Annotated in this window: 7 protein-coding genes; 3 read left to right on the plus strand and 4 right to left on the minus strand. The window is 66.7% G+C overall.

What is annotated here, in order from left to right:
* Positions 1 to 43 precede the first annotated feature (43 nt).
* From PS271_RS08700 to PS271_RS08715, 4 genes are all read right to left on the minus strand, one after another.
* Positions 44 to 3226, minus strand: coding sequence for a type I restriction endonuclease subunit R (locus PS271_RS08700; protein ID WP_398381397.1), 3183 nt, complete (start codon positions 3224 to 3226; stop codon positions 44 to 46).
* A gap of 2 nt (positions 3227 to 3228) precedes the next feature.
* Entirely contained in the window at positions 3229 to 4545 is a 1317-nt protein-coding gene (locus PS271_RS08705; RefSeq protein WP_398381398.1) for a restriction endonuclease subunit S, read from the minus strand.
* The gene (locus PS271_RS08710; RefSeq protein ID WP_398381399.1) at positions 4542 to 6551 is read right to left on the minus strand and encodes a type I restriction-modification system subunit M; all 2010 of its coding nucleotides are present in this window, start codon (positions 6549 to 6551) and stop codon (positions 4542 to 4544) included. Before PS271_RS08710 ends, PS271_RS08705 begins: the two co-directional genes overlap by 4 nt.
* Positions 6552 to 6621: 70 nt before the next feature.
* Entirely contained in the window at positions 6622 to 8826 is a 2205-nt protein-coding gene (locus tag PS271_RS08715; protein WP_398381400.1) for an N-6 DNA methylase, read from the minus strand.
* A 150-nt stretch (positions 8827 to 8976) separates the two neighbouring features.
* Between PS271_RS08715 and PS271_RS08720 the strand changes: the two genes are divergently transcribed.
* The 3 genes from PS271_RS08720 (at position 8977) to PS271_RS08730 (ending at position 11538) form a co-directional block, all read left to right on the plus strand.
* Complete coding sequence (locus PS271_RS08720; RefSeq protein ID WP_398381401.1) at positions 8977 to 10203, plus strand: ParB N-terminal domain-containing protein; 1227 nt, start codon at positions 8977 to 8979, stop codon at positions 10201 to 10203.
* A 133-nt stretch (positions 10204 to 10336) separates the two neighbouring features.
* Positions 10337 to 10855 (plus strand): hypothetical protein, encoded by a 519-nt coding sequence (locus PS271_RS08725; RefSeq protein WP_398381402.1) that lies wholly within the window; start codon positions 10337 to 10339, stop codon positions 10853 to 10855.
* The gene (locus tag PS271_RS08730) at positions 10852 to 11538 is read left to right on the plus strand and encodes a hypothetical protein (RefSeq protein WP_398381403.1); all 687 of its coding nucleotides are present in this window, start codon (positions 10852 to 10854) and stop codon (positions 11536 to 11538) included. The genes PS271_RS08725 and PS271_RS08730 overlap by 4 nt, the downstream gene beginning before the upstream one ends.
* Positions 11539 to 12316: the final 778 nt, after the last annotated feature.

The following is a 12316-nucleotide window of genomic DNA, read 5'->3' on the forward strand; positions in this document are numbered from 1 at the left end:
ACCCCCAGCACCGCCACCCGCGAGCGTTCACGCCCCAGCAACGTCAGAACCCGTCGTCGATCCCTTCCTCCTGACGGATCATCCTCCAAGCCGCCTTGCGCGCACTGCGGTCGAGGCTCGACTTGAAGCCCCTGTCCGCCCCGAAGTAGCGGCGCCCGAGCCCGGCGATGGTGTCGATGTGGTCGGCCATCTTGTCCTCGAAGACGTCGTCGAAGACCAGACCGAAGTTCTCCACGTCGTTGTTGGCCACGGCTGCGGCCCGCACCTTCGGATCGGCCTTGGCCTCTTCGAAGGGACGCAGTACGTCCTGGTCGGTGAACTCGGTGCCGTACTTCTCGTTGAACTTCTCGATCAGTTCGGACAGCAGCGACTTCTCGGCTTCCTTGGCGCCAGCGGCCCCCTCACCGAACCCTTTCAGGTCGGCCGGTCCCTCGGGGCTGAGCGACACGTCGTACTCACCGGTCTTCTCCACCCGCATATGGCTGAGGTCGACCTCGCCTATGTCGACCCCACCGTCGGCGCGCCGCGGGAGCCGGTTGAGCAGATGACGGCCATACAGGTGCAGCCGCTCCAGCTCGGCGTCCTGGTACGGCACGATCTGCGCGAGGAACCCGTACTTGCGTACGTAGTCGTTGAGGTTGGCGCGGAAGTCCTCGGCGGTCTCGACCTCCTCCTCGTCCTCGCTCTCCATGAGATCTGTGAACCCCTCGACAGCCGGGGACAGCAGCCGGTACAGCTCGGCGTGCAGCTTCTCCCATTTGGCCTGGGAGCCGCCGGCCTTCTGCTTCGCCTCGAAGTACGCGGCGGCGAAATCGTCCATCGCCTGCTCGGCGAGCACCGGCGCGGACATGACGCGTCCCTGCGCGGTGTAGAGCAGGTTCGGATCGGAGGGGAGGGTCGTCGCCTCCTCGAAGTACGGGCGGAAGGCACCCTGGATGTCCTCGGCCTCGTTCACGAAGTCCAGGACGGCCAAGTCGGCCTGCGTCTTGCGCTCGGCGGTCCGGTTCAGCCGGGAAAGTGTCTGCACAGCGGCGATACCGGTCAGGGTCTTGTTAACGTACATCGTCGTCAGCAGCGGCTGGTCGAACCCGGTCTGGTACTTCTCGGCCACCACAAGGATCTTGTACTCGGGCTTGCCCCGCCCGCCCGCCTTCACAGCCTTGTCGTCGGCGCGCGTGTACGCGAACGCCTCGGGCAGCGCGCTCTCGGGGAGCCCGCCGTTCTCCTTGCTCTCGGTGGTCTCCTCGCCGTCGACGGTGAGCGAGCCGGAGAAGGCGACCAGGACGCCCAGGTCCGGGTGCTTGGTGTCGTAGTCCCGGTCCTTGATGTAGCTCTTGATGGCGCGTGCCATCTGCACGGCGGACTGCCGCGACGCGGTGACCACCATCGCCTTGGCGCGCCCGCCGAGCCGGCCACGGGTGTGCGTGACGAAGTGCTCCACGATCACCTGGGCGTGCTGGGCAACGGTCGAGTCGTGGGTGAGCGCGAACCGGGCGAGTAGGCCGTTGGCCTTGGAGGGGTCGACCTCCTTCTCGTCCGGATTCTGGTTCACCAGCTTCCAGTACGTGTTATACGTGACGTAGTTGCGCAGGGGGTCGAGGATGAAGCCCTCCTCGATGGCCTGCCGCATCGAGTAGGTGTGGAAGGGCCGGTACTTGGTCTCACCTGCCACGGTGTCGAGTGTGCCGAAAAGTTCCAGCGTCTTGGCCTTGGGGGTGGCGGTGAAGGCGAAGTACGAGAGATTCGCGGCCTGGGAACGCTCCGCGGCCTTGCCCTTGAGCTGTTCGGTGAGGGTCACGGGGGCCGTGGTGGCGCCGGCGTCCTCGGAGTCGGAGTCCAGGCCGAGGTCGCGCAGGGCTGCCTTGACGGCGGTGGCGGCGTCACCGGACTGCGAGGAGTGCGCCTCGTCGACGACGATCGCGAACCGGCTGCCCGCGATCTCGGTCGGGCTGCGCTTGATGTAGTCGAGCAGCGCCGGAAACGAGTGCAGCGTAACGGTGACGATCTTCCCGGTGTCCCTGGACAGCGCGCGGGCGAGCTGCTCGCCCTTCGCCCCGTTCTTCTCGTCGATCTTCACGACGAGTCCCGCGGTACGCGAGAAACTGCCCACGGTCTCGCGGAGCTGGGCGTCCAGGTTGCGGCGGTCGGTGATGACGACGACCTTGTCGAAGACCGGCTCCCCGGGCGCGATGCGCCCTGCGGTCACGGCGTCCTGGTCGAGGGCGCGCGGGTCGGTGTCGGCGTGCAGATCGGACAGGCGGTGGGCGAGCCAGCCGATGGTGTTGGACTTGCCGGACCCGGCGGACGCCATGATCAGGTAGTTCTGCCCGGAGCCGTGATGGGAGGCGTGCGCGGACAGCTTCTTCACGACGTCCCACTGGTGGAAGCGGGGGAAGATCGTGGTCCGGCCAGCGCCCTTCTTCGGCTTCTGCTGGTGCACGAAGCGCTCGAGGAGGTCGAGCCAGCTCTCCCGCTCCCAGACCTGCTCCCACAGGTAGGAGGTGGAGTACGTGCCGAAGGCGGTGGGAACGGGGTTCCCGGCACCGCCGGGCTGACCCGGGCCCTCGGAGCCGGTGTTGAAGGGCAGGAACCGGGTGTTCTTGCCCTTGAGCTGGGTGGCGACGAAGACGAGGTCCGGGTCGACGGCGAAGTTCGCGACGACGCGCTTCGCGAAGATCAGCTCGGTGGGGTCGCGGTCGGTCCGGTACTGCTCCTTGGCGTGCTCGACGCCCTGCCCGGTGAGTGGGTTCTTCAGCTCTGCAGTGGCGAGTGGGATCCCGTTGAGGAACAGGGTCAGGTCGAGGCGGTGGCCCCAGTCTGCCTGCTTGGTGGCGTATGGGAGCTCGCGGACGACGGTGAGGCGGTTGGCCCGGTAGGGGGCGAGGATGGCGGGGTCCGCGACGAGGTTCGGCTTGAAGTAGGCGACGCGCAGTTTCACGCCGCGGTCCTTCACGCCCTCGCGCAGGACGTGAAGGACGCCGTGCTCGGCAATGGCCTGATCGAGGCGGCGGGCGAACCCACGCTGGGCCTCTTCCTGACCGCCGTAGACGTTGGCGAGCTCGTACCACTCGTCGGGCTGGGTGCGGCCGATGAAGGTGAAGAGCTCGTTGGTGTCGAGACCGAGGTCGGGTCGGTAGTCCTCGGGGTTGGCTTCGCGCCAGCCGCGGTCGAGGAGGGCGGCGACCACGGCCGAGCCGAAAGCTTTTTCGTTGTGCACGGCGCTCATTGCTACTGGACTCCGTCCGTTACGTTGCGCCCGCTGGCGGTGGATACGTCGAACTGGCCGGTTACGGCGGCGGTGATCAGGGCCTGGCGGCGCTCAGCGAGCAAACTCTGCTGGCGGTGAACCTTGTCAGTAAGTACATCGATCTTGGCGTTCCGACACCGGATCTCGGACACAATCGCGCCCTGCTCGCCGATGCTTGGGAGTGGAATTCGAAGCATCTGCAAATCTGGCACATAGATCGTTTTATGGGTGGACCCCATCGCCAGACGCCCCAAGAGATCAGGCCGCATCACCCGCAAACACCACAATAGATAGAAGGGGTTCAGACGGCGACCGCAGGTCCACGTAACAAAGTCCTGGCTAGTTGCCATATCAGCCCCCATCACCCCGGAATAGCCAGCTGACGCCGTCCGACAGAGGAATACCGTCCCCTTGGGATGCAACTCTGCCGCAGAGTTGGCGAGACCCATCTCGCTGATCCGCTCACGAGTTTCGTGAATTTCTTCGATACGGTCATCACGTACTCGTTTCACTTCGCCAGTGGTGATCCAGGGGATCTTGCAGTCTACCCACCACTCGGGATGCGATCGACTTGGCGTGTGTCCACTACCCATCACGGCCAGCAGCCCGAGACGCACCTCTTGCCAGGCGGTCGGCACCGTCTCCAGCCAGGCCAAGGAGCTGGCACGACGATCTACGTGATGAGCACCCGAGATCGCGGCGGCAACTCCTGCCGCCCGGCGCTCCCTCAACAATTCTGCAAGACGACCCTGCACCCCGAGAAGCGAGTCGATGCGGGCGGTCTCGGCGTCGAGGAAATCAGCGATGCGGCGCTGTTCGTCCAAGGCCGGCATCAACATCGGCAGCTGGCGAAACTCCTCAAAAGGCAAGTCCCATTGATTAGGACGGATCCCCTTGGAGACTGCGCGATAAAGATGGATGTACGGCTGGGAACGGAGCAAGTGATGCGCAAATCTCGGATCTACATCTTCCGACATCTCACACACAAAGTATGCAGGGCTAACGATCCCCTCATTCCGAGATACACCAAGCGACCCTTGCCATGTCTTCATCTTATTCAACACGAGGTCGCCTGGTCGCACGTAACGGTACGCCCCAAGATCTTCGCTGGGCTTATTGAAGTTGTCTTCGCGACTACTCTTCGGTACGACTCCGTAGTCGCGATAGACCGAGAGCAGTTCCGCATCGGGACGCCCTGTCACATCACGCCGCCGGACGATCGTCCAGAGCGGGCGTCGCGACCAGTGTGCGGGAGCAGAGTTCAGCGCACCGAGGTCCAGCTTGAATGCACTAGTCACTTGGCTACCTCCCCCAGCAGACCCTGAATTTCCGCCTCCAGCGCCTTAAGCTCCGCGTCGATCTCCGCCAACGGCCGCGGCGGCTCGTACACGTAGAAGTGCCGAGTGAAAGGAATCTCGTACCCGATCTTCGTCTTCGTGTGGTCGATCCACGCGTCCGGCACATGCGGATGCACCTCCCGCTTGAGGTACTCCTCCACGTCCTCCCCCAGCGGCACGTTCTCGTAGTCCCGCAGTTCCGGGTCCGCCTCCGGCTGGCCCTTGACCATCTGGACCTCGCCCTCCGGGTCACGAACCCCGACCACCTCGCGCATCGCCTTCATGAACGGCGCGCCCCCGGGCCACAGCAGTCCGGCCGCCACCACCGCGTCCTTCAGCGCCACGAACGCCTCCGCCTTCGCCGTCCACGTCGAGCCGAGCAGCGGGCGGAACGCCTCCACGAACCTCTCCGGCTGCGAGAGCTTCAGCACCGGCTTCGCCGTCGCCAGCCCCGCCAGCGTCTGCTCCGTCACCTCGAAGCGGAGCTTCAACGGGCGCTCCACGGTGATGCGCTGATAGCCGAAGGCCGAGTTTTCGAAGATCTTCACCTTGCCGTGCAGCTCGTGCTCCTGGTCGGCCGCGACCTGGACCGCCTCCGCGTACAGCCGAGTGATCTCCGCGATGTGGTTGGGCTTGCCGTTCTTTCCGTCGCCCAGTTCCTTGCGCTTGTCGCCGAGTGACTTGCGCATCTTGACCCACTGGTCGCGGGCGTCCAACAACACGACCTTGCCCTTGTGGTCCGGGGCTTTTCTGTTCGTCAGGATCCAGAAGTACGTGGAGATGCCCGTGTTGTAGAAGAGCTGGTCCGGCAGGGCGACGATCGCCTCCAGCCAGTCGTTCTCCAGGATCCAGCGGCGGATCTCCGATTCCCCGGAGCCGGCCGCGCCAGTGAAGAGCGGGGAGCCGTTGAAGACGATCGCGATGCGGGAGCCGCCGCCTCCGTCCACGTCGACCGGCTTCATCTTGGAGAGCATGTGCTGGAGGAAGAGAAGCGAGCCGTCGTTGATGCGGGGCAGGCCCGCGCCGAAGCGGCCCGCGTCACCCATCGACTTGTGCTCGTACTCGACCTCGTCCTTGACCTTCTTCCACTCCACGCCGAACGGCGGGTTGGCCAGGAGGTAGTCGAATTTCTTGCGTGCGTGGCCGTCGTCGGAGAAGGAGTTGCCGGCGGCGATGTTCTCCGGATTCTGGCCCTTGATGAGCATGTCGGAACGGCAGATCGCCCAGGACTCGGGGTTGAGCTCCTGCCCGTACACCTCGACCGTCGCATCCGGGTTGAGGTCCGTGATGTGCTCCTCGGCCGCGCTGAGCATGCCGCCCGTGCCACAGGCCGGGTCCATGACGCTGCGCGCGACGCCGGGCACGCTGAGCGCGTCGGCGTCCGGGGCCACGAGGAGGTTGACCATCAGCTTGATGACCTCGCGCGGGGTGAAGTGCTCACCCGCCGTCTCGTTGGACTGCTCCGCGAAGCGGCGGATCAGCTCCTCGAAGATGTAGCCCATGTTGTGGTTGGGCACCGTCTGCGGGTGCAGGTCCAGGTCGGTGAACTTCCCGATGACCTCGTAGAGCAGGCCCGCTTCGTCGAGCTTCTTGATCTGGCGGCCGAACTCGTACTTCTCCAGGACCTCCCGCGCGTTGTCGGAGAAGGCGTTGACGTAGAGCTGGAGGTTGGCCGCCGCCGTGTTCGCGTCGTTCGCGATCTTCTTCAGCGTCAGGGGGCTGGTGTTGTAGAACGCGTGGCCGGATGCGCGGCGCAGCAGCCGCTCCGGCTTCACCTCGTCGTCCGCGTACTTGGCGTACTCCTCGGCGAACTTCTCGCGCGTCGGTTCGAGGACGCATTCGAGGCGGCGCAGCACCGTGAACGGCAGGATCACCTTGCCGTAGTCGGACTGCTTGTAGTCGCCACGCAGGAGGTCGGCGACGGACCAGGCGTGGTTCGCCAGTTCCGTGTGCTTGCTGCTGTTCAACGGTTTCCCTTCGGGCCGGTTCCCTGGGCGGGACAGGCGGGGCGGATGTGATCCGGTGTGATGGAGAGGCTCAATGGCTATCGTGCGACGGCGGCAACAGTGTCCCGCTGGTGAGGCCGTCCGCGAGCGCTTTTGGCGTCAATGAGGCGAGTTCGGTCGCCCTGCGCGCGACCTGCCGCAAGGTGTACAGGTGGCGGAAGGCTTCACCGTATCGACGCTGTTCTTCCAGGGGCAGGAGCGGGACGCGGAGCCGTGACGGGTCGATGTGCAGTGCACTGGTACCGACCGACGCGCTGTTGATATTGTCCTCGGCTGCCAGAAACCCGGCCAGGAACCAGGGATCAAGGCGCGTCGGATCGGGTCGGATCAGGCGGACTCCACGGCCGATGACGGCACCGCTGTCCTGCGCGTCGGCGACGCGGGCTTTCATACCGCTGTGGCTGCGGATCTCGGCCAGCAGCACATCGCCCTCGGCGACGATCGTCGTGGTGTGCGGGGCAGGCGTCTCCGGGTCACTCAGGGCACGTTGACCGGTGGCCAGATCACGCCCGCTGAGCACGGGGCGGTCTGCGAACTCGGCCGGGGGCGGGGTGTCCCGCTCCCGAAGCGAGGGCGGCCCGGCCCGGTGCAGAGTGAGAGCCCCGCCACGCGTGAGGTCGGCGAGAGTCGCCGTACGCCACTGCCGGGCCTGAGCACCCGCCGCGGGCCACTCGCCCTGTTCCGCTGCCGTTGCCAAAGCACGAGCGGCTTCGGACAGTTCGTTGCGAAGTTTCACGGCCTGCTCGGCGATCGCGGCCGGGTCCGCCGTCGCCGCTGTCGTACGGATGTTGCGGGCCGGGGTGACGTCGACCAGGTCGTCGAGGAGGTCCACGACCGGGACTGCGCGCGCCTGGCCGGGCACGTCTTCGAAGCCGGACGGGTCGGTGACATACGAGGTCCAGTAGCGCAGCACGCCCTCGCTCAGCGCATCCCACGACACGCCGGCCGTGCCGTCACGTCCTGCCGTCCGGCCACCCAGAGGTGTCCGCGCGGCACGCGGTCCGGGCGAGGGCTCGGAGCCGGCCAGGGCCGCCCCCTCCACGCACAGGACCGACTGGTGTTCCGGTGCGGCCAGTGCAGGGCGCTGGAGGATCCACACATGCAGTCCGATGTGGAGCGGTGGGGCGGTACCGGCCGGCAGGGAGACGACGGCACGCAGCGCGCCCGCCCTGATCAGCTCGGCGCGGATGCGGCGGCTCAGAGAGCGGGTGGCAACGGCGGGCGGCAGGAGCAGGACAGTGAAGGACCCGGGCGTGACGTGGGCCAGCGCGTGCTGGACCCACGCCAGCTCCGAGTCGCCGCGGGGCGGGACCCCGTAGGCCCAGCGCGGGTCGTAGGCAAGCTCGTCGTGGCCCCAGTCGCGGTCGCCATAGGGCGGGTTGGACAGCACGCCGTCCGCGGTCAGGCCGGCGAAGGCGTCAGTGCGCAAGGAGTCGTCCGCCCGGATGTCGGCCGCGGACTCCGGAGCGTCGAGGCCCAGGCGGATCAGACACCGCCGGGCTTGTACGGGCACGACATCCTGCCCGTACAAGCGCCGCGCCCCCTGTCGGGCAGCGGCGGCCAGCAGGGCACCACTGCCGCAGGCCGGATCGAAGATCCTTTGCGGGTACGGAGATCGAGGTGTGGCGGCGCCCAGCAGCCGGGCCATCAGCTCGGCCAGCGGCCTCGGTGTGGCGTACGCGCCGCTGACCGCCTCGTCCTCCAGCTCGCGCTCTGCCAGCACATCCACTACGCCCTGCGACTGCCCCGCGTCAACGCAGCGGAGCACCGCCCGCAGCAGGTGGGCATCCGACGCGTCGTAGGTCACATCACCGAAGCGGGACTCCGGCGGCGCGGGCAGCTCACGGACGAGCGCTTGGGCTCGGGTCGCCACGTCACCGTCCGAGAGGGCATCAGCGGCGTTGAAGAGATCAGGGCGCTGACGTTCGGCGAGCACGAACGGGAGCAGACGGGCTGCCGCCGAGCGGCCATGCGCACTCAGCCGCAGCAGAGTGCGCAGCTCTTCGAGAGGCGGGACCTTCTCGCCGTGCCCACGCTCCGCCAGCCACCTGCGCACCTCTGCGAGGTCGTACAGCGGGCTGCTGTCCGTCCCGCCCGCGGGGGACGGAAAGTCCGCGTGCCGCCGACGCCAGTTGCTGACCGTGGCGCGCGTAACCCCGGCTAGGCGAGAGATCTCCGCCGCGGTGACCTGGGCGGACGCCTCAGGAGCAGCAGATGGCTCGGGCTGCTTCGGCATGACAAGGGTTCCTCGCTGTTCGAATTGAGCGGCGGACTACAGATTACACATCCATCCAGCCTCTATGAATTATTTGACAGTGCTTTCACTCGGCTGCTCTACTCGGGTTGTCTTCACTGGAAGCGCCTGACTTCACCCTTGGGGGGAACCATGACCATCACCATGCCCACCGCCACCGTCGAGGGCATCCAGCTCACCGTGACCGCCTTCCGCCCGGACGCCGTCATCGGCACCATCGGGCTGCCCACGCTGCTCCAGCTCGTGCCCTCACCCAAGGCCGAGGAGGACAAGCGCGCCCTCAAGTACGCATCCGGTTCGCTGCGCCGCCACGCCGAGGTGCGCGCACTGGTGCAGCGCATGCTGAAGTCGACGCAGAAGGGGCGGAACGTAGCCGCGTACGCCTCCTATATCGCCACGGGCATCAGCGGCGGGCACGGCGCCGCATGGTCCACGCCGCCCGTCACGCTCTGGCTGGACGGCCGACCCGGCGCGGTCGGCGACGAACTCGTCCCGGGCAGCGGGATCTGCCGGATCACCGTGCTTCCGGGCTCTCCCGTGGTGGCCATCGACGGGGAGACGCAGGTCACAGCCTGGCATGAGCTGTACGACGACCCGGAGCGGTTCGGCGTGACCTTCGAGCAGCTGAGCCGGGTCCGGGTGCCCTTCGAGCTCTACTTCGGACTCAGCGTCCAGGACGCCCGGCAGATCTTCTACGACCGCAACGTCGAAGGCGTACCCGTCGCCAAAAACCTCGCCATGTCCATGGACCAGCGCGACATCGGCACCCAGATCGCACACCGCATCGCTGAGACCGTCAAGATCGAGCACGACGGCAAGGTCGTGCCGCTCACCAAGCTCGTACAGAACCGCAAGCGACAGCTCACCAAGGCCGACCCCGAGGTCGTCACGCTCTCCGCGCTGCGAGTCTTGGTCGTCACCACGCTGCACGGACGCGCGGGGCTGAACCTGTCCTCGTCCACGGTGCACGACGCCGATCTCCCGGACGGCGTGGACACCGTGCAGGCCGAGCAGGAAATCGTGCCGTTGCTGTCGCAGCTGATCGCCGAACTTTTTCCCCACTTCGCGGCGCGTGACGCGGTCAGCGCTCCGGCTATCCTCGCCGGCATCGGTATCGCCGCCCACCAGGCGACGAGCTGGGCGGCGACCGGCACGCGGCTGAGCCCGGACGAGCTCGTACGCCTTCTCGAACCGGTGCGCTTCGAGCGCGAGGCCCGCTACTGGGACGGAGTCGCCGCCAGCGCCAACGCCTCCGGCACTCTCAACTTCGGCGGCGGTGCCAAGGACTCCGGCGGCCGGGTGGCCGACGCGATCCTCGGCCCGGACACGGACCACGGCCGCCGGATCCGGGGCTGGTGACAGAAGGGTGCACTCACGGCCGTAACGGCTCCCGGCGTACCGCCATGGATCTTGGCGCCCACCTGGGCGGTGCGACTCAGCCGACGCGAGGCCGCCCCGCCCACGCCCGTCCCACACCAGACCGGAGGACAGAGTGAACGCACTCGAAATGCGTGAAATGGAAGACCTGCTCAGGGACCTCATCCGGTCCGCCGAACTCGACTGGCTGCTCGACGAGCTCGACGAGGCCATCGCCACAGGCGTCGCAGAGGAAAAACTCCTTCAGCGCCGCCGCGGCACATCCACCGAGGAATACGAAGCACTCGCCGTCGCGGACGTCGGCACGGACACCTTCCACAGGTCCCTCAAACGCGGGGCGTCCGTGGTGGTCACCACCCGCACTATGAATGCCCGCGAGCGTACAGAGCTGCACCTCGACGCGCTGCGCCGACTGTTTTTGGAACTGCCCGAGATCGAAGCGGAAACTCTCAAGATCGTGAATGCCGAGGATGACCCGCACCGCGCCCCCGTGCGCAGTGTTCGGTTCGTCCCCGACGAGGAACTCACCGGGCGCCGCGACCAGTCCCATGAGGTCACCGCCCGCCTTCCCGAAGACACCCGCGCACATCTTAAGAATTTGTTCCGCGAAGCACGCGAGGAGATCAGCCGATGAGCGCCGTCAGCACCCTGCTCCACGAGATCCAGACCCTGCTCGCCCGCCCCGGGGTCTCGTACACTTCCGCCTCCCAGCCCTGGGACGTCTACGAGGGGTACCTCTTTTCCCTGGCAACTTCCACCGCGAGCAGCCTGGGGGCCTCCGTCCACTACAGGGACGTCGAGGGGAACGCCGTCAACAATCTGGTGTTCCGCACCAGCCCCGGCCAGCTCTACAGCACCACACATCCGTACACCCACGCCGTGGTGGAATTCGACCGCGCTCCGGCACTGGAGGTACACCTCGGCGTCCAGGTCCAGGGGAACTCCGGCGTGCTGCACGAGTGCGACGTCCTGATCCTGCCCGCCGACGAGGCTGCGCTCTCACGGCAGATCCGGATGGCACCGCGGGGTAACAAGTGCTTGCTGGCCATCGAGTGCAAGTACTACACCGCCAGCCGGATCGGTATCGGCCACGCTCGCAATTTCGAAGGGCTGCACACCGACCTGCGGACCGCCCGCAACCTGTTCGTCTCCAACACCGGAGCGTCGAGCGTGGTCAAGTACCTTTCCGCTCGCAAGCGCGGCTACGAACGGGAGGTCGTGCCCGCCAACGTCAACACCGTCGGCTACACGCGCGGCCAGATCCGCGAGGCGTTCAAGATCTACCTCGGCAAGAACGCTCCATCCACCGTGATCTGATACCAATACCCGCGCCGCTTGACTCGATGACACAATTATCGCGTCAGGGGTGTGTGCTATACGCCCCCCGCCAGAGCGCGGCGAAGAATGCGTGGAGTCGGCAGCCGCTGCGCAGCCGGCTCCGTATCCAGGCGAGCAGCCCGGCCGCTTGTCGCGGATTGAGCAGACAGCGGCGGTCTATAGCGCAGGCCGTCCATGGCACACCGCCCCGCCCCTTAGGGGGTAGTTGACCGGCAAGACGCCGTGGTCAATGGCGTATCTCATGACCGGGTTCAGCACTCGGCGATGGCACTTCACCGAAGAGGCGGCTGCCGCCGACACGTCCAGCAGAGTGCCGAGGACGAGCGTCACGTCATCAATGACAGCAGGGTCGTTCCAGACTTCCATGGTCGGGGTGTGCCGCTGCACCCAGCCGAGGGCTGCCCGACGTCGTCCGGCCCGTTGGCACGGCGGTCGGTGTTTAAGGCCCATTCCGAGGGCGCCGTGCGGAGTCTGCGAGAGCTGACGCCGGGCGGGACCCGGCTCAGCAAAGCAGTCGTAGTGATCACGAGTGTGTGGGTGGTGTTCTTGCCGTGGTTCGCCGAGGCATACGGCCACTGGGCATCGACGAGTTGAAGGGCGAAGTCGTACTAGCCGACTGACGATGCCCTGGGCTCGGGCCCCACCGGCAAGCCGGTGGATATGTTGAACGGATCACCGCGGTGCGTCGCGGTCACCAGTTCCGCGCGGAGCCCGTCCGCGTGTGCGAGTGTCTGGGACGTCTTGCGGTGGCGCTCCC

It is taken from the genome of Streptomyces sp. SCA2-17, assembly GCF_044336695.1.